This is a genomic window from Sphingobacterium detergens, assembly GCF_003610355.1.
Lineage (GTDB): Bacteria > Bacteroidota > Bacteroidia > Sphingobacteriales > Sphingobacteriaceae > Sphingobacterium > Sphingobacterium detergens.
Map to the genome: position 1 here is coordinate 374,589 of NZ_RAPY01000002.1, position 23,042 is coordinate 397,630.

Below are 23,042 nucleotides of genomic sequence, written 5' to 3' on the forward strand. Positions count from 1 at the left end.
TCGAATCGCTAAAATTTATGAAAGCAAAAATAGCATTAATAACTGGAGGTTATACAGGGGAGGCCGAAGTTTCTTTTAAAAGTTCTGCCTTTGTCAATTCCCAACTCGATCATGACAAATACGATGTGTACCTGATTACCATATCAAAAGACGCATGGTTTTATACAGATAAAGATGGACGGCAGTATCCGATCCTGCGCGAAAGCTTTACCTTGCCATTAAATGGAGAGACAATAAGTTTTGACTTAGCCTTTATTATGGTTCATGGCGTACCTGGAGAGGATGGAAGACTACAGAGTTACTTTGATTTGCTGGATATTCCTTATACTTCATGCGATGCACTGACCTCAGCTTTGACGATGAACAAGGGCTACACAAAGGCGATATTAAGTGATATTCCTGAATTGTATCTGGCCAAGTCTGTTTTATTATTTGAATCACAACGAGCGGAAGCAATCAGTACTGTAGAAAGTAACCTTTCCCTTCCATATTTTGTGAAGCCTAACGCTGGTGGAAGTAGTATCGGAATGACAAAGGTGAAAGAATCGGCTCAACTGCAGGAGGCTATTGACAAAGCATTCGATGCCGAGAATACTGGGAAGCAAGTGATCGTTGAAGAATTTGTGACTGGACGTGAGTTTTCCGAAGGGATTTTCCGTAATGCGAAAGGCGAATTGGTCGTGTTGCCTGCAACGGAAGTTCGGACAACACGTGAATTTTTTGATTTTGAAGCGAAATATATCCCTGGCTTGACTGAGGAAATTACACCAGCAGACCTGACGACGGAGCAGCAAGAACGTGCAGCTCGTATTCTGAAGGAAATTTATGTTAGGTTAAATTGCAAAGGCATGGTGCGCGTGGACTTTTTCCTTGAAAATGGTACCGATAAGTTTTACTTTATTGAGATCAATACAATTCCTGGGCAGACAGCACAGAGTTTTATCCCACAGCAGGTGCGTGCCTTTGGTATGAAAGAGGGTGATTTCTATGGTGAATTGATCGAAAGTGCTTTATTATCCGCTAAATAAAATAGATCATTTTTAACACAAAGGGGCTTTCAAAAAATTGAAAGCCCCTTTGTTATTTTCTGAAATCAAACTTGGATAAATCAGGTTTGATTTTTTTTGTTCTCTTTAATTCCTCCTGATAGATAAGCTGTCCAATGTTTTTCAAAAATGGATAGGTAACCGCCTCATATTCATAAATACCGTCATTATAAATACCGTTTTCATTAGACTGGACAACGACGGCAAGGAGAAACTCTACGCCATGTTCAAAATCTACAATATAAGCGTTATCAATATTATACCCATAGGAGTCACCATACTTATTGAAAATACGGATATTGGGGTTTAGCTTTGCACTTTTTTCGCGTCCATAGAAAAGTAATTTGCTATATGTTGGCCAAAATTCTGTCGTATCATATTTTGGGAAATCCGATTCAAATGGATAACGTGACATATAATCATAGAGTAAGGTATAATCCTCTTTTTGTAAATTAAACCTGTCTTTGCTTTTGAATGCTTCTGGAAAAAGTAATTTCTTCAAGATCAGCTGTTGATCCGCTAGCGCATAAACGTTTAGCCCTTCAAAACTCCATGGTTCGTGGATGAGTTCATCTTTATCATTCATGTAACCTTTCCCTTGAAGTATATTGGCTAACTTGATATCATAGTCTTTGGGATCGAATTGTTCTTTTTGCTGGTAGATAATATGGTCACCGTTATAGAAGGTGAAAGGATTAGTATGCTTAGCCCAGATTCCTTTGTCACCTATAGCAAGGCGGTTGACAATTCGACTGTACTTGGTGCCATATTTTTTGAGTTTTGCATTTAGCTCAGCACGGCCAATAAATTCGAACAGCCTGTTTTGGGCATCATTGTCACTGGTCAATAATATTTTTTTTACATACTGAGCAATTGACGGAAGACCATTAACTGCGGATTCATCCACGGATACTTTGGTCTGTTTTTCAAAAGCAGAGTCAATGCGCAGCGGAGTATCTTTTGTCAGCCCATTAATATGTAAATCATTGATTTTTTCCAGTGCCAAAATTGCGGTTGGCAGTTTCACGGTACTTGCCGGATAGAAATACCAATTGGGATTCAGTCGATAACTATAAGACCTGAAGTGTGGGATATTGGATTCATCACGATCAATTTGAGTGTAGAGGATCTGCACTTCATTCCTTGTCGAATGATTTAATATTTGTTGGAATAGATCAGGGCGACTCTGAAGTAATTTTTCCAAGTATATGGTATCTATCTTTTGAGCATAAGTCTTGGACATCAGCATAATGAAAACAAGAGATAAATATTTCAACATTCCAATAGTTATTTTCTTGTATACACTTCAAAGGTATAGTTGAATGCATGCTTATCATCTGCCTGATGTGGTTCCGCAGAAATCAGTTCCCATTCTTCCGATGATAGTTCGGGAAAAAACGCATCTCCCTGAATCGTTGTGTGTACACGTGTCAAAAGTACCTTGTTTGCCAATGGTAAAGCCTGTTGATAGATATTTGCTCCACCGATGATAAATACCTCACGCTCGTCGCGACAATATAAAAGAGCCTCCTGGATACTGTTGGCAACATCAATATCCTCTCCCTGAAAATTAGCATTACGTGTGATGACGATATTTCTTCGATCGGGCAATGCCTTACCGATGGCCTCAAAGGTTTTTCTGCCCATCAGGACAGAATGCTCAATGGTATTTCTTTTAAAATATTTAAAATCATTTGGTAAATGCCAAGGCATCTGATTATTGATGCCGATCGCATTGTTTTCCGAGGCAGCTACGATTAATGTGATCGTTGGGTTACTCATTTTTGTGTCGTGTAGATTAGTTCTGTTGTGTAAAGTGATGTTGTGCCTAGAAGAGCCTCCAAAAGGTTCTCCTAAACTGCAACAGGGGCTTTTATATGCGCATGTGATTCATAATTCAGCAATTCGAAATCTTCGAATTTGAAATCAAAAATATCTTTCACCTCTGGGTTTATCTTCATTTGTGGCAATGGCTTTGGATCACGGCTCAACTGTAGTTCCGTTTGTTCAAAGTGATTGCTATAGATATGTGCATCGCCCAATGTATGGATAAATTCAGCGGCTTCCATATCACAGACTTGTGCCACCATCATCGTCAACAGGGCATAAGAGGCAATATTGAAAGGAACACCTAAAAATATGTCGGCGCTACGTTGATAAAGCTGACAGGATAATTGCGGCTTCATAATCCCTTTCTCAGGCTGTGCTGGTGCTACATAAAATTGAAAAAAAGCATGACAAGGAGGCAAAGCCATATTTTCGATTTCAGCAACATTCCATGCCGATACAATAATGCGACGGGAATCAGGTGAATTTTTCAGCTGGTTGATAACCTGTGTGATCTGATCGATATGACGACCATCAGGTGTTGGCCAAGAGCGCCATTGCGAGCCGTAGACAGGGCCTAGGTTCCCCTGTTCGTCAGCCCATTCGTCCCAGATACTCACGCCATTTTCTTTTAAATACTGAATATTGGTTTCTCCTTTCAAAAACCAAATTAACTCATGAAGAATTGATCGCAAGTGCAATTTTTTTGTTGTTACTAGCGGAAATCCTTCCTGAAGGTTGAAACGCATCTGATATCCAAAGACACTTTTGGTACCTGTCCCGGTACGATCCGTTTTTACAACACCATTCGTATATACGTGTCTGAGTAAATCTAAATATTGTTTCATCTGTAAGTTTTATTTATTAAACGCTTAATATTTGAGGTTTGAATATGTATGTTCTGCTGCTTATATGATAGGTGTGTGCTTATTTAAATAGCCTTCTATATCAAAATTGCATTAAAACCATAGCCAATGGATGCTGTATCTGCCTTTAGCTATCAAATTTAAATCTTCTAGTGCATCCAACCTTTCAAGATAGTCAAAACTAAGGAAAATCCTTATAACGAGAAAGTCAAAACTTAAAATGATAAGAGGGGTTACTGAAAAAAAATGTAATTTTGCAAAATATTATGGAGAATAAAAAAGTAGCTTTTTATACACTTGGATGTAAACTGAATTATTCGGAGACATCATCCATAGGACGTTTATTTAAGGATGCGGGCTATGATACAACAGCGTTCAATAGCCGTGCGGACGTCTATGTAATCAATACATGTTCTGTAACGGACAATGCTGACAAGAAGTGTAGAAAAGTGGTCAAAGAAGCTTTAAAGCACTCTCCGAATGCCTATATTACCATTGTTGGTTGTTATGCCCAACTAAAACCAAAGGAAATCGCGGAGATTCCTGGTGTAGATATGGTATTGGGAGCTGCTGAGAAATTTAATATCATTGAACATATCAATGACTTGACCAAACAGGAAAAAACAATTGTTTATAACGGCCCGATTGATGAAACCAATCAATTTGTGTCCGCTTATTCCATAGGCGACCGTACGCGTACCTTTTTAAAAGTACAGGATGGATGTGACTATTCATGTACTTTCTGTACAATCCCTTTGGCACGTGGTGGAAGCCGTTCAGGAAAGATTGAAGAGATTGTCAAGCAAGCGGAAGAAATTGCTGCTTCGGGTGTAAAAGAAATCGTATTGACAGGGGTTAATATTGGTGATTTTGGTATTCGGGATGGGAAACGTGAAGACCGCTTCCTAGATTTGGTAAAAGCACTGGATGAAGTGGATGGTATCGATCGGATACGTATTTCTTCTATTGAACCTAATCTTCTTTCAAACGATATCATCGAATTTGTGGCACAATCCAAAAGATTTGTTCCGCATTTTCATATGCCATTACAGTCAGGAAATAACAAGATTTTGAGCTTGATGCGCCGGAGATATAAACGGGAGTTGTATACAGAGCGTGTGAAATTCATCAAGTCATTAATGCCGAACTGTTGTATAGGTGTTGACGTGATTGTTGGATTTCCAGGAGAAACGCGTGAGGACTTTATCGATACCTATAATTTTCTGAACGATATGGATATTTCCTATTTGCACGTTTTTACCTATTCGGAGCGTGAAAATACAATTGCGGCCCAAATGGAAGGAGCTGTACCGGGAGCACAACGTAGTGATAGAAGTAAGATGTTGCATATTCTTTCTGAGAAGAAACGTCGCGCTTTTTATGAATCACAGCTTGGAGCTCAGGGAGATGTCCTGTTCGAAGCAGATGAAAAAGACGGTTATATGCATGGTTTCTCCAAAAATTATGTCAAGGTGAGGACTTTGTATGATCCGTTATTGGTGAACGAGGTTGTACCAGTCAAATTTATGGAAGTAACAGATACCTGTGAAGTAGAAGTTGAGGAGGTTCCTGAAACATTAGCACATTAATTTTTTAAGAATTATACATTCATAAAAAGGGCAATCTTCTATAAGATTGCCCTTTTTTACTAAAGAAAAGTTCCATTTCGAGATCTTTCGATCCTAAGTGATATTCTATCCAATATGATTGTATAGAATATCTGAGATCGTGTTTTGAAATGTACGCTTTTGATTAGTGCGCACTGCTTTTTGCGGCATTTAACCAGATCACTGTACCTAAAATCAAAAGAACACCGATCCATTGTACCAACGAAACGGATTCATGTAATATAAAATAAGACATACAGGTTGCTACAGGCAATTCTGCGGAACTTAATATTCCACCTAAAGAGAAGCCCGTTTTTGGTAAACCATAAGCGAATAGCAATGGTGGAATGACGGTGCCAAATAAAGATAGAATCAGTCCAAAATGTAGAAAATTAGCATCAAATTGACCATTAAATAAATAGTTCGGTGGAAATAACGTGAAAATCAAAATACAGGAACCTGTTACCATGATTGCACTTTTTTGTATTGGATGATAATCATTACCCACACGGCCATTCACGATCATAAAAACCGAATAAGCGGTAGCGGCCAGGAACCCAAATAATAGACCTGTTAAGTTAAGATCCTCTAATCCTTTCTCAATGAGCCCTGTTGCCAATAATGTTGCAATCAATACGATACCAATACCGATCAAGTTGTTTTTTGATGGTTTTGTTTTGAAAAAGATAAATTCAATAACCACACCAATCCATATATACTGCATCAGTAGGACAATTGCAAGAGATGCCGGAACCAACTGTACACATTTATAGTATAAGACACTCACCAGACCCGTTGATGTGCCACTGATCAAGATTTTGATCCAAGATGATTTTTTAGTTGAAGATTGAAAGGTTTTCCCAGAAAATAGCTTGATCGCAATAAAGATAAGCCAAAGCATAAGCATGCCAAATAATACCTGAATCCCTGTTACCTCGCCTAAAGTAAGCCCCTGACCATATGCTTTTTTTACAAACGTTGATAGTATTCCAAAACTACTCGCACCTAAAAAGACGGCTAATGCACCTTTTAATTTTTCCATTCTCAAATAAATTAGGCGGCAAAGTTACGATTTCTGAACAATTCTTTTTCTGATCCTTCGTTCTTGGTAGGGAAAAAGGATAGATCCGAAGCTATTGAGGATAGTTGAACTAAAAGCTTCAATCAATCAATCAATCTTAATTACTCAGTACTTGGAAATAATCCTTTATGACGAATAGCTTATCAATAAAATAGGAAGAATGAATAAATTGTTTTTTATGAAGGGAGCAAATAGGTTGTATATCAGGGGCAATTTATTTAAGTTTGTCTTACCGGAAAGTAAATCGAACATAATGATTGCTAAATCTTATTTTATCTTCTTTTTAAGTGCATTACTATTCTTGAGCAGTTGTTCAACGAAGAAAAAAGTACTTACCTCCGGTTCACGTTCCTCCAGTGGTTCGGTGTTGACAGATGCAAGTTCGGCGCGAGGAAAAACATTTTCTGGATCTCGTCTTGATAATTATGCCTCCTTACTGAATGTAAATACGAAGAAGCTAAACCCACAACTCTATTCATTTATCGACGACTGGATGGGAATACCGCATCGAATGGGGGGACAGACCAAAAGTGGAGTGGATTGTTCGGGTTTTGTTAATTTATTATATATCGAAGTCTACAAAGGTAATCTTCCACGGACATCACGAGATATGGAAGGCATTGTGAAAAGAAAGAAGCCTGAGAAATTGGAAGAAGGTGATTTGGTATTTTTTTCTTTCGGTAAAAAAGGAATTGACCATGTGGGCGTATACTTACACAACAATAAATTTGTTCATGTCTCAACGCGCAAAGGGGTTATTATATCAGATTTGACGGATAGCTGGTACGCCAAAACTTTCGTTGATGCAGGTTCTCCAAAGATCTAACCAGGTGAAATCCATGTAGGTTTTATGTCATATCTTGACATAAACTTTTATACCCTATATAAATCCTTATTTTTGTCAAAATTTTATAGAAATGACAATAAAGAGTAAAAAGATTTTTTTAGGCCTTTGTATTATTGTGCCATTTTTAATGTATTGTGTTTATTATTATAGCAATATGATTAAAAACGCACCTTTCCGTTTTGCTGATTTTGAATCAATTGAATTTAAATATGGTGAACCGAATCATATGGTCAATGAATACAATTCAAAAACGCGTATCTATAAATATTTAGACAAACAAGATTCATTAATTACGGATACTGTAAAGTTCACAAAAGATGATCTATTGTATTTGCACCGCAAAGCAATGGAATTAGGGTTTTGGAATTTAGATACTGATATGACGGGTCCAGAATGGAAAAAGGACTCCACAAATTCTAAAGTACCTCGTTTTTATCTGGAATATAATTACAAAGATAAATCAAAACGTGTCACTTTAGATGCGGACTTTGCAGGCAATCCACGGATGCATGATGCCGCTAAATCGATGATAGACGAAGTAAATCGTATGTTAGCGACTGCCCAAGCAAGATAATAACGATAAATATATTTATTGAGAGAAGGAGAGACCAAGCATTTGGTTTCTCCTTCTTTTTTTTACGCTTTTTCGATTTAATGGAATCCTTTATCGATAGACCAAATTATTCAAATAATTTCATGCCATTACAATCCTAAAATTTGAATGCAATTATGCTGGAAAACCTTAGATCAAGTGGTGGGCAAATTCATAATAAAGAGTAAACTAACAGGAACTTGATAAGAACCTTATACGGACCTCACTCGGACCTCATTCGGATAAACACGTATAAAGTCCGATTTAAATCCCTATTATATAAGAACTAATTACGTGTTATTTGTTAAGTTGGTCACCACTTGATACAGGTTTATATTTACGAATCCTTTATATTCAATTGATATTGTCTTAATGCTAATAGGGTACTTTAGCGGCAAAACTAACGTTCGATATGAAAACATTTATGGCATTGGCGATTTCTTTGGCGCTGGCCCAGACAGTACAAGCACAAGAATTTGCAAAGGGAAAAGTTTTTCTAGATGTAAACAGAAACGGAAAACTAGATAAGCATGAGAAAGGGATAGCGTCTGTTTCGGTCAGTAACGGTCGCGAAGTTGTTGCTACAGATAAAGATGGTAACTATCAATTACCAGTTGGAAATGATAATATCATTTTCGTTGTCAAACCTTCGGGATATGCAGTACCATTAGATGAGAATAACCATCCAAAATTCTATTATATACATAAAGTTAATGGTAGTCCAGCATCAAAATATCCCGGTGTTACTGCAACGGGTAAAATCCCTGCAAGCGTGAACTTTGCTTTATATCAACAAGATGAGCAAGCCAATTTTTCCGCTTTTGTCTTTGGTGACCCACAAGCATATACCGAGGAAGAATTGGGATTTTTTAAGAATGGCATCATCAATGAAATCGCTGATAAATCTGTCGCTAAATTCGGAATCAGTCTAGGAGATTTAGTCGGTGATGATTTGTCTCTTCAGCCAAAATACAAGTCGGTCATTTCTACGATGGGATTACCTTGGTATAATGTCATGGGAAATCACGACATGAATTATGATGCCAAAACCGACAGCCTTTCGGATGAGTCTTTTGAGCGAACTTTTGGCCCTAATAATTATTCCTTTAATTATGGCAATGCACACTTTATTGTATTGGACAATATTATCTACCCCAACCCACGTACCGGAAAAGGGTATCTCGGAGGTTTTCGGAAAGATCAATTGGATTTTGTTGAGAATGACTTAAAGCAGGTAGCTAAAGACAAATTGGTTGTCCTTTCCTTCCATATTCCATTATATCATGAAAACTCTAATGTGTTTCGCAATGAAGACAGACAGCGTCTTTTTGATATTTTAGCCCCTTTTGAACACACACTTTCGCTTTCGGCACATACACATTTTCAACGTCAATATTTTTATGGACAGAAAGATGGCTGGAAACAGGAACATGCGCACCACGAATATAATGTCGGAACCACATCAGGAGATTGGTATTCAGGGGAGCTGAACGACAAAGGAATTCCGGTTTCGACCATGCGGGACGGTACACCAAAGGGTTATGCCGTTTTGAAAATTGAAGGTAATCAATATAGTTTCGATTATAAAGTGGTCGGTAAGCCAGCAAGCTATCAGATCGATATTTATGGTGCTTCCGTAGTACCTGAAAAGTATACGAAAAGATACCCGATTTATGCAAACTTCTTTATTGGTAGGGAAGGGGATAAAGTGGCTTATCGAATTAACCAAGGAGATTGGAAAGAGATGGAATATGTTAACGAGAGTGACCCCGCTTTCTTAAAATCGCTAGCGAAATATGATACCGCCGAAAAGCTGATGACAACTCGCCGCCCATCTAATCCGGAAAAATCCAGCCATCTGTGGGTAACGAATTTGCCGAAACTTAAAACAGGGGAATATCAGATCGAAATTAGGGCAATAGATATGTTCAACAGAGAACATTTCGCGACGAAAAGTATTGTGGTGGAATAATTGAGTATTTACTATTCCAGGAAAAGGCAATCTTCGGATTGCCTTTTCTTTTGGAAACATAGCAGTATCCCTATTGCGATAAGGGTAAAGAATTAATCGGAGAACAATGCTAACAGGTTTGGTACACAATCTTATGGGATTGGTTCAGTTGACGAGCCAACATTTATTTTAAGCTCATCGAAGTATAATTTATTGATAAAAGATGCGAATTAAATGATTTAAATAACTATTTGTCGAATTGTTTTAAGTTTAAAGTTAGCTTAAGATGGACTTAACATAGCAGTCCTATATTTGTGTAGAGTAATTTTTGATTCATAAAGAGTTAGGGTTAATGTGTAGATCTGTTGTGAAACACGTCTAAAAATTTAGTTTGTTTTTAAAGTGAAAAGGTAATCTCCCCGGATTACCTTTCACTGTTTTTATGGATAGTGCTTGTGACTGGCACTAATTCAATACACTGATTTTTTGTGCTCTTATAAATTGTCTAAAATCATCCGAAGCGGGATTTTCAAATATTTCGAGGTCAAAATATTTTGTGGCGGCAAACAGATGGTCAAAAACATCGGATACAATGCCTTCATAATATTCCCAGCGTATATCATTGACAAAGAAGTAAAGTTCGATCGGTACCCCATGTTCGGTTGATGCCAACTGCCGTACCATTAGGGGCATGGTTTTATGGATATGGGGATTCTGACGGAGGTAGGTAAGTGCATAGGCACGAAACATACCCAAATTGGTCATTTTTCTGCCATTAATTGGATTGGACGGATCAATCTGATGAATGCTGTTAAATTCATCTATTGTTCTCGCACGTTCTTCGATATAGGAACGGAGAATCTGTATATTCTTTAGTCCTTCGATCTCTTCATTATCTAAAAAGCGGATTGTGGAGATTTTAATATTTATAGCTCTTTTCAAGCGCCTTCCCCCAGATTGCTGCATGCCCCTATAATTCTTAAAGGAATCCGATAATAAGGTATGTGTTGGGATTGTTGTGATGGTCTTGTCGAAGTTTTGCACTTTAACATTGTTGAGATTGATTTCCTTTACGGTCCCATCGGCTCCGTATTTAGGCATTTCTATCCAGTCGCCGACACGTATTGAATCATTGGCCGAGACCTGTATACTAGCGACAAAACCTAGGATGGTGTCTTTGAAGACCAGCATCAGGATCGCTGAGGCTGCACCCAGTGATAACAGAAATGACCATGGAGAACTGCCTGTTAAGATCGAAAAACAGATGGTACCACCGATAAAGAGCATGATGATCTGACAGACTTGTAAATAGCTTTCTAATGGTTTGTCCGCAAAGGATTTTTTTGTTCGTAATATATCCCGAATACTTTTTAACAAGGAGTGTACAATCAGCAAACTTACAACCGTAGTGGCAATCGCCAGCAATTTGTTGATGTTTTCTTTCCAATTCGGAAAACCCATGAAAATAACGGGTATGATATACTGTGCGACCAATATGGGGACAAAATGGGCAACCAGTTTTAACGTTTTATTCCGAATCAATAAGTCATCAAATCGGTTGGTGCTTCTTCGGATGGCTTTGATCGTTAATAATAAGAGTGTTTTTTTGCTGAAATAATCAACAATGATCAAAAATAAGACAACCAACAACAATAAAATAATTGAGTTGATAAAATGATTGGTTTGGTTATCCAAACCAAGATTTTTAATCCATTGAAAAGTCCAGTTATAAATTTGGGATTGAGAATCCTTCAACAATTCTGTTGCTGTGTTTTGCATCCTGCAAATATACAAAAAGCCGCATTTGCGGCTTTTTGTTATTTTTAATTTTGAGATTCACGTTCATGTTTATGTCTAAAAAATACAGCGAAGAGAATTGCTATAATCAGCGTGTAGATGGCAAAGGCAAGCCAGATGTCATGCCAATCCTTGAGCATAAGACTATTGTTCAGTGTCCCGTCAGGTAATAGGGAGATATTTTTTTCCTTCAGAAAATTAAGGAAATGTGTATCATTGATATTGGTATCCAGATATTGGGCAAGATCTTGTCCATTCTGAAAGCTTTTGGTAAAATAATGATCAATAATCCAACCAGAAGCGAAACTGCCAAACACGGCACCAAAACCATTTGTCATCATCATAAATAAGCCTTGGGCAGAACTACGAATGCTCGAAGTTGTAGATGTCTCTACAAATAGGGAACCTGAGATATTGAAAAAGTCGAATGCCATTCCATAGACGATACAAGAAAGTACAATCATCCATAAGCCTCCTGCCGGATCTCCGAACGAGAATAAGCCGAAGCGCAAGACCCAAGCAAACATAGAGATCAACATGACTTTCTTAATACCAAATCTTTTTAGGAAAAACGGGATTGCCAAAATAAAAAGTGTCTCTGATATCTGCGAAATCGACATGATGATCGTTGAGTATTTCACAACAAAAGATTCCGCAAACTTCGGGTAGAATTTAAATTCGTCCAGAAATACATCTCCATAGGCATTGGTTAATTGTAGTGCAGCCCCCAAAAACATGGAAAATATAAAGAAGAGAGCCATTTTATAGTTTCCAAATAATTTAAAAGCTTCTAATCCTAATAGTTGTGTCCAAGATGCATTTTCCTGCTGTAATTTTTTTGGAGGACATTTTGGTAATGTAAAGGCGTAGAGACTTAAGGCCAAGGCCGCTGTTCCAGCAATATAAAATTGATATGCTGTTGCTTTATTGCCTGTTAGATTTGTAATCCACATCGCTACAATAAATCCAATAGTTCCGAAGACACGGATAGGGGGGAATGCTTTGACCAGATCGTAGTTGTTTTCATTCAACGCTGTATAAGCGATTGAGTTGGACAGGGCCAATGTAGGCATGTAGAAACACATCGCCGCGAGCATCGCATAAAAAAAGGTGTTAGGATCATTTACCTGCGGTAGATAAAAAAGAACAGCAGCATAACATAAATGCAGCATAAAATATAGTTTTTCAGCATTTATCCAGCGGTCTGCAATGATCCCCATTAGTGTTGGCATAAATAGCGAAGCTATTCCCATTGTCGCGAAGATAGCGCCGAATTGTGTGCCATCCCATTGCTTTGTGCCAAACCAATAGTTAGCTATTGTAATCAACCATGCTCCCCAGACAAAAAACTGAAAGAAGCTCATAATGGTCAATCTTAATTTAATAGACATAAAACGATATTATTTAGAGTTTTTGTTTCGCTTTAGAGAGAGGAGTTATTTTCTTTTGGAAATTTCATCCCTAATCAACGCTGCTTGCTCGTAATTCTCTTCCGTTAATGCTTGGTTGAGTGCTTGCTCCAATTGTTCGTCTGTCAACGAAGAAAAAGGGTTGTTAGGGGATTTGGAAGGAGTCTTTTCTTCGACCTCAACCATACTGGGATCTTGTACTTTGTTGGCTTTGTCCAGATTTTCCAAAAATGCGAATTCATGTCCCTCAATAATGATTCCCGCAGATGACATGATAAATTCGTAGGCATAAATTGGTGCTTCAAATCGAACGGCCAGCGCAACGGCATCGGAGGTTCGTGCATCAATTTCAACCATTTTGTTGCCGTCAGAACAAATAATCTTTGCATAAAAAATGCCCTCAATCAAGTTATAGATAAGTACCTCAACGAGTTTAATACCAAAAGATTCCGCGAAAGATTGAAATAGGTCATGCGTAAGGGGGCGGCTTGGAATCATTTTTTCTATCCGAATAGCAATAGCTTGGGCTTCATGGCTACCAATAATGATGGGCAATCTTCTGTTGCCCTCCACTTCTCCCAATACCAGGGCATAAGCCCCAGACTGTGTTTGACTATAGGATAAACCAACTATATCTAATCTGATTTTCTTCATTTTAATTCCAAAGCGGTGTACAAACTTAGATAAATTTGCTTTTATATGCAATTATAATTACGTTCTGTGTGAAACAAATTTATCGATTTCTCCTTAGTAATTAAGACCTTTTCGAATGTGGAGAGTGCAAATATTTAAAGGCAAAACAAAAACACCCCATTCACTTTTTTATGAATGGGGAGGGAAATATGGTATAAAAAGCTTAACTACTTTTGTAAGCTTTTAATGCTTGTGTCAATTTGGGTACAATATCAAAGGCATCACCAACGATACCATAATCAGCAACTTTGAAGAATGGCGCTTCGGGATCCTTGTTGATGACAACAATAGTTTTCGATGAGCTGACCCCAGCCAAGTGTTGGATGGCACCTGAGATACCAATTGCGATATAGAGATTAGGACTCACAACAATACCCGTTTGGCCAACGTGTTCAGAATGGGGACGCCATCCTGCATCGGAAACAGGTTTTGAACATGCTGTGGCGGCACCAAGTACATCTGCTAATTCTTCGATCATTCCCCAGTTTTCAGGGCCCTTTAGTCCACGGCCTGCGGAGACAACGATTTCTGCCTCTGGTAATGAAACTTTATCTGTCGCACGTACAATCTCCTTAACAATTGTAGAGAAGTCTGTTTGGGCAATATTTGCCGTAAATGATTCAACCACAGCAGTGCCTCCGGTTTCCTTGGTCTCGTAAGCATTGGGACTAAGGGCAATGACCTTGATTGCTGCGGTCAATTCTACTGTGGCAAATGCTTTATTTGAAAATGCGGTCTTTTTAACAGTTAATTTTTCGCCTTCAATAGTTGGTAGGGATAGCGCGCCATCTGCAAGTGCAGCATGGAGTTTTGCAGCAATCCGGGGAGCAAGTCCTTTACCTGAGAATGAATTGGAAAGTACAAGCAGATTAGCTCCTATGCTCTTGACAGCTTCAGCGACAATGCTCGCATAAGCCTGATTGACGAAAGAGGAGAGTTGCTCGTTATTGACGTTGAGTACTTTGGAAGCACCATAGTTGCCCAGTGCAGCAAGTTCATCCTGCGCAACATTACCAATGGAAATGGCGACAAGATCAGTGTTTGTATTATCAGCGATGGCTTTCGCATAAGAAACTACTTCAAAAGCAGACTTTTTGAATTTTCCATCGGTATTTTCTACATATACTAGTATTGACATAGTTTTTTCGGAATTTAATGATTAAATAACTTTGGCCTCATCATGTAATAGAGAAACCAGTTTCTCCACTTCTGCAGCATCAACGAGTTTTACAGTGCCGCGTGGAGCTGGAGTCTCATAATTAACAATGTGGGAAAGTGTATCAACTGCGGACGGTTCCAGCACATCCAATGGTTTGGTACGAGCACTCATAATACCACGCATATTGGGTATCTTAGGCTCGGCTACTCCTTCCGCTGTGCCAATAACAATGGGAAGTTTAGACGTTACGACTTCTTTTCCACCTTCTATTTCACGTTCAATACTGACGGAATCAGCAGTTATATCAACCTTTTTGGCGATAGAGACGGATGGTATATTCAGCAATTCGGCAACTATTGCACCGACCTGAGCACCATTATAATCGATGGATTCTCGTCCGGTTAAAATCAGATCAAAAGCATTGTCCTTTGCGTAATTTGCGATTTGATTGGCCACAAACCAGGCATCTCTGGGAATAGCATTAATACGTACGGCATTGTCTGCGCCTATAGCCAATGCTTTGCGAATGGTCGCATCGGTGGATGCATCTCCAACATTGATGACAGTCACTGTTCCTTTTCCTCCTTCAGCCAATTCAACTGCCTTTGAAAGGGCAATCTCATCATAAGGGTTTATAATAAACTGCACCCCAGCTGTATTAAAGGCAGTGTTGTCATTTGTAAAAGTGATCTTCGATGTAGTGTCAGGGACATTACTTATACAAACTAATATTTTCATATACGATTGGTTTTACCCAAACTTACCATATTTTCTATCAAATAAAAAGCCCCGACCCGCTTAAAATTTTGTCTCAGGGTTCACTTGTGCTGTTGTGTTATTTTTAATTTGTATGGTTTATGTCTTGTTATTTTTGCCGTATTTTGAATTTTTCGGCTTATTTTGTTTGTATTTGTTAAATTTTGACAGTTTCAGTATTCTTTTTTTTAATGAAGATCATGCGTCAGTATAATGTCATTTTATATGCTAGCATAGTATTTTTACTTCGACGAATTGTTCAGACTGTAGCATTTAATGTTCAATTGCTTGGAGCAAACTAGCAATATAGCTTCGTTGTTTGTTTGATGAAGTTGAAAGGTGACAGCTTTTTAGGATGACTTTCATTTGGCTACTATTATGATTGTGTAAGAAGCGACCATGATTTAGATTTTATTGCCGAGATATAGCTGAGATTTAGAACACTAAATTGAATTCACTTGATCATTACGAGAGAAGTGTGCCGAATGGCTTGATTTACGGCACGGCAGTTACTGGGGAATTAAAACAATTGTTTACAGATAAACGCAATTTTAGTTAAATTTGAAATAAAAAAGATATGTCAACACGATTGGATCAACTCAACGAATTTTTGAAAGAGAGCCCTGAAGATCCTTTTTTAAAATACGCCATTGCTGCGGAGTATCTGAAGCTGAATGACGAACAGGAAGCTGTGGCCAGATTTGAAAAGCTGATAGAAAACCATCCCGACTATGTGGGAACATATTATCATCTGGGAAAATTATATGAAAAACTGGACAAACAGGAACCTGCAATTGCAACCTATAAAAATGGAATTGAAATAGCACGCAAAAGCCGTAATTTCCATGCATTGGGAGAGTTACAGGGAGCTTTGTCATTTTTAGTAGAGGATGACGATGATGATTTTTAATCCATTCTAAATTTTTGGTATCTAATTTGTTATGAATTTTAAGGGTGTAACTATTAGATGCTGATTTTTTTGAATTTGGAATGAGATGAAAAGGTTTATTTGGACAGTGGGATTGTTGGTAATGATTGTATTGGGGGGATGTGACAATCCCAAACAGAGTGTGGCTGCCTATAAAGATAATTTGCAAGAATTAAAGGGAAGAGACAGAGCGGAAATCGTGATCGGAGAATATAAAGGGGTGATGCCCTGTGCCGACTGCGATGGCATTGAAACATTGATCTCATTACACAAAGACAACTCCTATAAATATTCGTCCAAATATCTGAACAAAAGTGATGATGTTTTTGTGCGTGAAGGAAAATGGAAATTGGATGGAAACATTATTACACTGGACGGCGTTGATTACAAATTCAAATTAGGCAACCATTTCCTAAGCCAGTTGGATCTATCAGGTAATGATATTACCGGGGATATCTCCAAATACTATGTGCTGACGAAAAACTGAAATTTATTGAACGATATAATACCTACATAGAAAAAAACCGAAGAGAATTCTCTTCGGTTTTTTTGTTTAGTAGACTTATTGCTATTTATTTTTTGTACAAAGTTCTTTTAAGGTTGACACAACAAAATCCACTTCTTCTTTTGTGTTGTTTTTGCAAAAGGAGAATCTGACCGATGGACGGTCTGAATTTGTTTTAATAGCTCCCAATACATGAGACCCAATATCTGTTCCTGAACTACAGGCGCTTCCTCCTGAGCATGATATGCCCGAAATGTCCAGATTGAATAGCAACATATCAGCAAGGTCACTGCAAGGGAAGGATACGTTTAGTACCGTATATAGCGATTTACTAGGCTCGATAACTCCATTGAAATCAATATCTGGAATCGCTTTTTGCAGCTCATCAATCATATACGATTTAAGCGCCTGAATATAAGCTTGATGTTCTTCCATATGCTCATAGGCAAGTTCTAAAGCTTTGGCGAGCCCCGCTATCCCATAAACATTCTCAGTTCCGCCACGCATATTTCGCTCTTGAGCTCCACCATAAATCAATGGTTTAATTTTATTATTTGCATTGATATAGAGAAAACCTACACCTTTTGGTCCGTGAAACTTGTGCGCTGCACCTGTAATGAAATCGATTTTAAGATGCCCTAGATCATGCGGATAATGGCCCATGGTCTGCACGGTATCCGAGTGAAATATCGCATTGTATTGTTGGCATAATTCCGATATACGTTGGATATCATTCAGGTTGCCAATTTCATTATTGGCGTGCATAATGGAAACAAAGGTACGGGGATTGCTACTTAAAAGCTCTTCCAGTTGATTCAGGTCAAGATTCCCCTTGTTGTCCACATGAAGCAGATCAAGATGAACTTTTCCTTGCTTCTCCAGCTCCTCCAAGGTATGTAGAACAGCATGGTGCTCTATCGGTGAGGTAATTGCATGTGTGATGCCAAAGTCCGTGATCGAACGTACGATCGCCATATTATCGGCTTCGGTTCCACCCGAGGTAAAGAAAATTTCTGCCGGAGATACATGGAGTAGGTTGGCGATTGTTTTCCGGGCCTTTTCTACTATTGTTTTTACTTGTCTTCCGTGACTATGGATAGAAGATGGATTTCCAAAATTGTTATCCATGACATCTACCATTACTTTTATAACTTCAGGATCTAAGGCTGTAGTCGCAGCATTGTCAAAATATACTTGCATGATGCAAAATTACAAATCTCAAAAGTAAATCAAATGCATTAAATGACTTATTTTCATCATAATTTAGTCGTTTTTTTCTATTGGAGGGCTGAATAGGGATGGAGAGCTTTTCGATTGAAATCAGAAGACCTCAAAAAAGTAAAAGTGTATCCGTTGTGAATTGGATCTTTGATATGGAATTGTTTGGGGGAATATGAGGGGAATAGGGGCAAACTTGTTGTCTCGAGGTTGAAGTGTACCCCAAAAGTTAAATAAAAACCTTTGGGGTTCACTATCTATGACAAATATACATTTGAGGAGGAACTTGCTACGGCGTTATAGTAAATGTGGACGGCGTCTGCGTACAATTATTAGAAGAAATCCACCCAAAGCGATTGCTAGACCAAGATATGCAGCGATGTCACCTACTTTGGTATATGTTGTAATCTCTTCGCTCAAATTGATCTCCTGATTCAATGCTGCGGGCTCCCACCATTTTGTCTGTTGTACGATATCACCACGTTGATTGATAAAACCGGAGATTCCGGTATTCGCCGATCGGGCAACCCAGCGTCGATTTTCGATGGCCCTTAATTTTGCATATTGCAAATGTTGGTCTTTTCCAGAAGTATTGCCCCACCAGCCATCGTTGGTGATGATCGCAATAAACTGTGCGCCTTTTTTAACATATTTTGCCACATAATCTCCCCAGATAGATTCATAGCAGATGACAGGAGCTGCGCCAATACCACTTTGTGCATAGAAAACCGAAGGTTCTGCTTGTTTTCCATAGCCACCTGTCGTACCTCCAAAAGCTTTAAACAAAGGTTTTAAAAAATTCATCGCAGCACCAAAGGGCATTTGTTCTACGCCAGGAACCAATTTAGATTTATGGTAAAATTGCAGCTTGGATGAGTAATCGATCAATGTTGCTGCATTAAAATTATCCTGGTAAATGTTCGGGGCAATTTCACGTGCAGTTGCTGTCTTCGCATAATTATATAATTGATAACTCTCTATACCCGATAAGACATTGCCATTTTTGTATTGATCCAAAAATTTTAGAATACGCTGATAGGAATACGTTTCACGCAGGTTTTCTTCATCAAAATCACCATTTTGGGAAAGAGCCGTTTCAGGCCAGATAAAAAATTCCGTATTAGGTTTGGCTACTGAACTTGACAGTGAAAACAAGGTGTTTAATTGCTCCTCGGGACTGATCTGAAACTTGATGTAAGGGTTCACATTGGGCTGGACCACTACCACCTGGGCTGGGTTTTGGTGTTCCTCGTACTTGAAATAGCGAACCAATGAATAGACCGTTGGAACACATAAGACCAGCACTAGACAAAGAATGGGAACTATCCTATTTTTGAGTTGGTAGATACCTTTTCTATTGAGGTAGATTACAAAAACTAAGATATTGACCAACCAGATCCATATTGATCCGCCGTATACACCAGTGATGTCGTACCATTGAATCAATTGATGAAAATTAGCAAAGCCGTTTCCTAAAGTCATCCATGGAAATGCAAGATCCCAAGTAGCATGAAGAAATTCATAACTGATCCAAAATCCCATTAATCCAAAAAGGGATAACAACAGCGAAGTCTTACGTCTTAATCGATAGTATAAGTTGAATGCGATGGCCATTAATGCAGCGCCCAGACAGAAGGGGATCAAACTGATCAAAATCGCGGCAAAAGGAGGCATAACTGCAGAGATGGAATTGTATACCCAATAAATGGATGCGGTATTCCAGATGACTGCCGTCAGACCTGCCGTTAGAAAGATCTTTTTACCTTTCTTTTTAATTGTATCATTACGGATGATATTTTCCAGCGCAATCAATAAGGGTAAAAAGCCGATAAAAAGCAATACGCTGGAATAAGGGATGGGGGGCCAACCCAACCACAATAAAAAGGCACTTAAAAGTGCCAATAAATAGTTGTTCTTCACAATATCCACTTATTTTTATAAACTGGATAAAACTTCTCTTTTCTTTTGTTCGTATTCATCTTGTGTGATGAGTTGCTTGTCAAAGAGTGTCTTTAGTTTTTTTAGTTTTAAGGTAATTTCATCCTCCTCTTCTTCGATAACTGGAGTCACAGGAGCGGAAACAGGTGGCGCTGGTGGCACTACTGGTGCCGAGAAAACAGGTTGTGCTACTGGCGCAGGAGGGGTAACGAACGGTGCTGCTGTCGAAACTGGTGCCGGAGTCGGCTGATCGTCTTCAATCTTCTCTACGATAACCTCCCGAGGGCTGCTGGGGGCGATTACGATCTTTTCCTTTTCAGCAGCTAGCTCTGCTTTTTTATAATTTTCAAGAGCAGCTTTAATATATTGGTAGAGTTTTCTGGCTTGAACTTTTGGAATATAGTCAATACTTAAGTTTTCTCCAGTAAAAGGAATGACAGTGACCTTTGAACCAAAGATCTCTTCTTTGAAGGCTATATCTTTAATATCCTGCCATCCGAAAATTTCAAAATCAGTCGCTAAGCCCAATTTGGTAAATTCACACATAAAAATGCGTTTATTACTAATGGTGATACTGTCCGGTAAAATTGTCACCGCAGGTTTTTTCTGTACCGCGATATAATCTATTTTTTCTCCTGGAGTAAGCATGTCCTGGACTTTAGTAATCAATTTTTCAATGATTTTTATATCCTGTCCATCTTGTGCAAATTGTTCCATGTTCATGTCAAATACGTTTTATTAATCAAAGATTGTCAAAATTTATTCCAATCCACCTACACAAAATACAAATTCTCCTTTAATTGGATTGTTTTCAAAGTGTAATTTTAAATCAGTTAATGTTCCGCGAACATTTTCCTCATATAACTTGCTCAATTCTCTAGAAATTGAAGCTTGTCTCTCGGCACCGAAGACAGTAATAAACTCTTCGATTGTCTTGAGGATGCGGTGTGGTGATTCGTAGAAAATCATTGTTCTCTTTTCCTCAGCTAAAGCCTTGAGACGAGTTTGACGTCCTTTTTTAACAGGGAGGAATCCTTCAAAACAGAAACGGTCATTTGGTAAACCTGAGTTTACAAGGGCCGGTACAAAAGCGGTGGCACCGGGTAGACATTGCACTTCCAATCCTTCTTTAAGAGCAGCTCGCACCAATAAAAAACCGGGATCAGAGATCGCTGGTGTCCCCGCATCTGAAATGAGGGCGATATTTTGTCCTTCTTTCAGAAACTTTATGATTTCGGAAACTGCTTTGTGCTCATTATGTTGATGATGTGCAAATACCTTTTTATCGATGCCAAAATGCTTTAAAAGGGGAGCACTCGTTCTTGTATCCTCTGCTAAGATGATGTCTACTTCTTTCAGAATATTGACTGCACGAAAGGTCATGTCCTCCAGATTGCCAATAGGTGTTGGAACTAAATATAACATGGTCAAAGTTAAGTTTTTTTTACTATATAATATGTGCTAAAACATTCTGTCTATTTTGGAGTTATTTTCTATATAAATGCAATAATAAATTATGCAATACATCGAAAAAATACAAGCACATCTAGGTGCAGAATCAGATTATCTATTAGCGTTTGACAAACCAGCAGTTTCCAAAACGATGCTCTATCTTCCCGAATCTACTTTTATTGATCAGGTATATGGTGCGAGCGACCGCACACCGCAGGTATTGCGTAGTCTGGGACAACTTTTCGGAACGGGGCGGCTTGCCGATACCGGGTATCTGTCCATATTGCCGGTAGATCAGGGGATCGAACATAGTGCAGGCGCTTCTTTTGCTCCCAATCCCCAATATTTTGATCCGGAGAATATCGTGAAATTAGCACTGGAAGGAAACTGTAATGCCGTAGCCTCGACTTTTGGTGTTTTAGGGGCAGTATCACGAAAATATGCACACAAGATTCCTTTCCTAGTCAAAATCAATCACAACGAACTGTTAACCTATCCCAATCGTGCTGATCAAATTCTGTACGGAACGATACGCGAAGCCTGGAACATGGGCGCGGTAGCAGTTGGAGCGACTATTTATTTCGGTTCAGAAGAATCCGATCGTCAGATTATCGAAGTAGCAAAAGCATTTGAAGAAGCACATTCACTTGGTATGGCTACGGTATTATGGTGTTATTTGCGGAATTCAGCATTTAAAACAGGAGACAAAGATTATCATTTAGCTGCGGATCTAACAGGACAGGCCAACCATCTCGGTGTAACCATAAAAGCAGATATTATTAAACAAAAACTTCCAGAATTGAACGGTGGTTTTAAGGCACTGAATATGGGTAAAAGTAGTTATGGTAAATTAGATGAACGGATGTATACCCAGTTATCATCGGACCATCCGATTGATCTTTGTCGCTACCAGGTGCTCAATTGTTTCGCCGGTAGGGCAGGACTGATCAATTCAGGCGGAGCATCGGGACAAAACGATATAGAGGAAGCAGTAAAAACTGCTGTGATCAATAAAAGAGCTGGCGGGACAGGCTTGATATCCGGTCGGAAAGCTTTTCAAAAACCGATGAATGAAGGGGTCGAATTGCTACATGCAATCCAAGATGTCTATTTATGTAATGAAGTTACGATAGCTTAGATGATCGTTTAAATCTGATTTAATATCAGAGTGTTGACAAAATATTCTTGTTGCCAATTCATTTTGCAGTAGTAAAATATAGCTTGGAATGTCCTTCGGAAAACTGTTTTTCTGGAGGACGTTCTTTATATTAATCGGACCGGAATGAAAATAGGTGAAGAATTTCTCTTTCACTATTACTGAATATATCACTACCTGATGATAAAACTGTGTTAACTCTGATCCAAATGAA

At 38.6% G+C, this 23,042-nt stretch carries 21 protein-coding genes; 8 read left to right on the forward strand and 13 right to left on the reverse strand.

Annotated elements, in window-relative coordinates; all coding sequences use genetic code 11:
* The first annotated feature begins 17 nt into the window (after positions 1–17).
* Positions 18–1,028, forward strand: a complete 1,011-nt coding sequence (locus DFQ12_RS13605; RefSeq protein WP_120259606.1) for a D-alanine--D-alanine ligase — start codon at positions 18–20, stop codon at positions 1,026–1,028.
* A gap of 52 nt (positions 1,029–1,080) precedes the next feature.
* Here the strand turns inward: DFQ12_RS13605 and DFQ12_RS13610 are convergent, their stop codons facing one another.
* The 3 genes from DFQ12_RS13610 to DFQ12_RS13620 all read right to left on the reverse strand — a co-directional run bounded on the left by DFQ12_RS13610 (position 1,081) and on the right by DFQ12_RS13620 (position 3,721).
* On the reverse strand, positions 1,081–2,325 hold the full coding sequence (locus DFQ12_RS13610; protein ID WP_120259607.1) for a serine hydrolase: 1,245 nt from the start codon (positions 2,323–2,325) through the stop codon (positions 1,081–1,083).
* 8 nt (positions 2,326–2,333) lie between these two features.
* Positions 2,334–2,828 (reverse strand): dihydrofolate reductase, encoded by a 495-nt coding sequence (locus DFQ12_RS13615; protein ID WP_120259608.1) that lies wholly within the window; start codon positions 2,826–2,828, stop codon positions 2,334–2,336.
* Positions 2,829–2,899: 71 nt separating this feature from the next.
* On the reverse strand, positions 2,900–3,721 hold the full coding sequence (locus DFQ12_RS13620) for a thymidylate synthase (protein ID WP_120259609.1): 822 nt from the start codon (positions 3,719–3,721) through the stop codon (positions 2,900–2,902).
* 284 nt (positions 3,722–4,005) lie between these two features.
* Here DFQ12_RS13620 and mtaB point away from each other — a divergent pair, with 284 nt between their 5' ends.
* Positions 4,006–5,328 (forward strand): tRNA (N(6)-L-threonylcarbamoyladenosine(37)-C(2))-methylthiotransferase MtaB, encoded by a 1,323-nt coding sequence (gene mtaB, locus DFQ12_RS13625; protein ID WP_120259610.1) that lies wholly within the window; start codon positions 4,006–4,008, stop codon positions 5,326–5,328.
* A gap of 163 nt (positions 5,329–5,491) precedes the next feature.
* Here the strand turns inward: mtaB and DFQ12_RS13630 are convergent, their stop codons facing one another.
* Complete coding sequence (locus DFQ12_RS13630; protein ID WP_120259611.1) at positions 5,492–6,388, reverse strand: EamA family transporter; 897 nt, start codon at positions 6,386–6,388, stop codon at positions 5,492–5,494.
* Between the two features lie 199 nt (positions 6,389–6,587).
* Here DFQ12_RS13630 and DFQ12_RS13635 point away from each other — a divergent pair, with 199 nt between their 5' ends.
* The 3 genes from DFQ12_RS13635 to DFQ12_RS13645 all read left to right on the forward strand — a co-directional run bounded on the left by DFQ12_RS13635 (position 6,588) and on the right by DFQ12_RS13645 (position 9,838).
* A complete protein-coding gene (locus DFQ12_RS13635) occupies positions 6,588–7,253 on the forward strand; it encodes a C40 family peptidase (RefSeq protein WP_244211743.1) in 666 nt (221 codons plus the stop codon).
* A gap of 175 nt (positions 7,254–7,428) precedes the next feature.
* Entirely contained in the window at positions 7,429–7,848 is a 420-nt protein-coding gene (locus DFQ12_RS13640) for a hypothetical protein (RefSeq protein WP_120260009.1), read from the forward strand.
* A gap of 430 nt (positions 7,849–8,278) precedes the next feature.
* On the forward strand, positions 8,279–9,838 hold the full coding sequence (locus tag DFQ12_RS13645) for a calcineurin-like phosphoesterase C-terminal domain-containing protein (RefSeq protein WP_120259612.1): 1,560 nt from the start codon (positions 8,279–8,281) through the stop codon (positions 9,836–9,838).
* A gap of 444 nt (positions 9,839–10,282) precedes the next feature.
* Here DFQ12_RS13645 and DFQ12_RS13650 read toward each other — a convergent pair whose 3' ends face one another.
* The 5 genes from DFQ12_RS13650 to DFQ12_RS13670 form a co-directional block, all read right to left on the reverse strand.
* Complete coding sequence (locus DFQ12_RS13650) at positions 10,283–11,596, reverse strand: mechanosensitive ion channel family protein (protein ID WP_208642550.1); 1,314 nt, start codon at positions 11,594–11,596, stop codon at positions 10,283–10,285.
* 44 nt (positions 11,597–11,640) lie between these two features.
* The gene (locus tag DFQ12_RS13655; protein WP_120259613.1) at positions 11,641–13,005 is read right to left on the reverse strand and encodes a nucleoside permease; all 1,365 of its coding nucleotides are present in this window, start codon (positions 13,003–13,005) and stop codon (positions 11,641–11,643) included.
* Between the two features lie 45 nt (positions 13,006–13,050).
* On the reverse strand, positions 13,051–13,677 hold the full coding sequence (locus tag DFQ12_RS13660) for a bifunctional nuclease family protein (protein ID WP_120259614.1): 627 nt from the start codon (positions 13,675–13,677) through the stop codon (positions 13,051–13,053).
* Between the two features lie 202 nt (positions 13,678–13,879).
* Positions 13,880–14,854 carry an electron transfer flavoprotein subunit alpha/FixB family protein gene (locus DFQ12_RS13665; protein ID WP_120259615.1) on the reverse strand — a complete coding sequence of 325 codons (975 nt, stop codon included), beginning with the start codon at positions 14,852–14,854 and terminating at the stop codon, positions 13,880–13,882.
* A 21-nt stretch (positions 14,855–14,875) separates the two neighbouring features.
* A complete protein-coding gene (locus DFQ12_RS13670; protein WP_120259616.1) occupies positions 14,876–15,613 on the reverse strand; it encodes an electron transfer flavoprotein subunit beta/FixA family protein in 738 nt (245 codons plus the stop codon).
* A 595-nt stretch (positions 15,614–16,208) separates the two neighbouring features.
* On the opposite strand from DFQ12_RS13670, the gene DFQ12_RS13675 reads away from it, so the two are divergent.
* Together DFQ12_RS13675 and DFQ12_RS13680 are read left to right on the forward strand one after the other, a co-directional pair.
* Positions 16,209–16,541, forward strand: a complete 333-nt coding sequence (locus tag DFQ12_RS13675) for a tetratricopeptide repeat protein (RefSeq protein ID WP_120259617.1) — start codon at positions 16,209–16,211, stop codon at positions 16,539–16,541.
* Between the two features lie 85 nt (positions 16,542–16,626).
* A complete protein-coding gene (locus DFQ12_RS13680; RefSeq protein ID WP_120259618.1) occupies positions 16,627–17,046 on the forward strand; it encodes a copper resistance protein NlpE in 420 nt (139 codons plus the stop codon).
* 81 nt (positions 17,047–17,127) lie between these two features.
* On the opposite strand, the gene DFQ12_RS13685 is transcribed toward DFQ12_RS13680, so the two are convergent.
* The 4 genes from DFQ12_RS13685 to rsmI form a co-directional block, all read right to left on the reverse strand.
* On the reverse strand, positions 17,128–18,264 hold the full coding sequence (locus tag DFQ12_RS13685) for a cysteine desulfurase family protein (protein ID WP_120259619.1): 1,137 nt from the start codon (positions 18,262–18,264) through the stop codon (positions 17,128–17,130).
* A gap of 315 nt (positions 18,265–18,579) precedes the next feature.
* On the reverse strand, positions 18,580–20,202 hold the full coding sequence (gene lnt / locus DFQ12_RS13690; RefSeq protein ID WP_120260010.1) for an apolipoprotein N-acyltransferase: 1,623 nt from the start codon (positions 20,200–20,202) through the stop codon (positions 18,580–18,582).
* Positions 20,203–20,217: 15 nt separating this feature from the next.
* Positions 20,218–20,943: a PH domain-containing protein gene (locus DFQ12_RS13695; protein ID WP_120259620.1), complete on the reverse strand. Its 726-nt coding sequence runs from the start codon at positions 20,941–20,943 to the stop codon at positions 20,218–20,220.
* 36 nt (positions 20,944–20,979) lie between these two features.
* On the reverse strand, positions 20,980–21,645 hold the full coding sequence (gene rsmI / locus DFQ12_RS13700) for a 16S rRNA (cytidine(1402)-2'-O)-methyltransferase (protein WP_120259621.1): 666 nt from the start codon (positions 21,643–21,645) through the stop codon (positions 20,980–20,982).
* Positions 21,646–21,736: 91 nt separating this feature from the next.
* Between rsmI and DFQ12_RS13705 the strand changes: the two genes are divergently transcribed.
* Positions 21,737–22,810, forward strand: coding sequence for a class I fructose-bisphosphate aldolase (locus DFQ12_RS13705; RefSeq protein ID WP_120259622.1), 1,074 nt, complete (start codon positions 21,737–21,739; stop codon positions 22,808–22,810).
* The last annotated feature ends 232 nt before the right edge of the window (positions 22,811–23,042 follow it).

Bases quoted from the DNA above. Each gene is read 5' to 3' on its own strand.
- DFQ12_RS13605 (WP_120259606.1), top strand. From the start codon at position 18: ATGAAAGCAAAAATAGCATTAATAACTGGAGGTTATACAGGGGAGGCC.
- DFQ12_RS13610 (WP_120259607.1), bottom strand. From the start codon at position 2,325: ATGTTGAAATATTTATCTCTTGTTTTCATTATGCTGATGTCCAAGACT.
- DFQ12_RS13615 (WP_120259608.1), bottom strand. From the start codon at position 2,828: ATGAGTAACCCAACGATCACATTAATCGTAGCTGCCTCGGAAAACAAT.
- DFQ12_RS13620 (WP_120259609.1), bottom strand. From the start codon at position 3,721: ATGAAACAATATTTAGATTTACTCAGACACGTATATACGAATGGTGTT.
- mtaB (WP_120259610.1), top strand. From the start codon at position 4,006: ATGGAGAATAAAAAAGTAGCTTTTTATACACTTGGATGTAAACTGAAT.
- DFQ12_RS13630 (WP_120259611.1), bottom strand. From the start codon at position 6,388: ATGGAAAAATTAAAAGGTGCATTAGCCGTCTTTTTAGGTGCGAGTAGT.
- DFQ12_RS13635 (WP_244211743.1), top strand. From the start codon at position 6,588: ATGAATAAATTGTTTTTTATGAAGGGAGCAAATAGGTTGTATATCAGG.
- DFQ12_RS13640 (WP_120260009.1), top strand. From the start codon at position 7,429: ATGATTAAAAACGCACCTTTCCGTTTTGCTGATTTTGAATCAATTGAA.
- DFQ12_RS13645 (WP_120259612.1), top strand. From the start codon at position 8,279: ATGAAAACATTTATGGCATTGGCGATTTCTTTGGCGCTGGCCCAGACA.
- DFQ12_RS13650 (WP_208642550.1), bottom strand. From the start codon at position 11,596: ATGCAAAACACAGCAACAGAATTGTTGAAGGATTCTCAATCCCAAATT.
- DFQ12_RS13655 (WP_120259613.1), bottom strand. From the start codon at position 13,005: ATGTCTATTAAATTAAGATTGACCATTATGAGCTTCTTTCAGTTTTTT.
- DFQ12_RS13660 (WP_120259614.1), bottom strand. From the start codon at position 13,677: ATGAAGAAAATCAGATTAGATATAGTTGGTTTATCCTATAGTCAAACA.
- DFQ12_RS13665 (WP_120259615.1), bottom strand. From the start codon at position 14,854: ATGTCAATACTAGTATATGTAGAAAATACCGATGGAAAATTCAAAAAG.
- DFQ12_RS13670 (WP_120259616.1), bottom strand. From the start codon at position 15,613: ATGAAAATATTAGTTTGTATAAGTAATGTCCCTGACACTACATCGAAG.
- DFQ12_RS13675 (WP_120259617.1), top strand. From the start codon at position 16,209: ATGTCAACACGATTGGATCAACTCAACGAATTTTTGAAAGAGAGCCCT.
- DFQ12_RS13680 (WP_120259618.1), top strand. From the start codon at position 16,627: ATGAAAAGGTTTATTTGGACAGTGGGATTGTTGGTAATGATTGTATTG.
- DFQ12_RS13685 (WP_120259619.1), bottom strand. From the start codon at position 18,264: ATGCAAGTATATTTTGACAATGCTGCGACTACAGCCTTAGATCCTGAA.
- DFQ12_RS13695 (WP_120259620.1), bottom strand. From the start codon at position 20,943: ATGAACATGGAACAATTTGCACAAGATGGACAGGATATAAAAATCATT.
- rsmI (WP_120259621.1), bottom strand. From the start codon at position 21,645: ATGTTATATTTAGTTCCAACACCTATTGGCAATCTGGAGGACATGACC.
- DFQ12_RS13705 (WP_120259622.1), top strand. From the start codon at position 21,737: ATGCAATACATCGAAAAAATACAAGCACATCTAGGTGCAGAATCAGAT.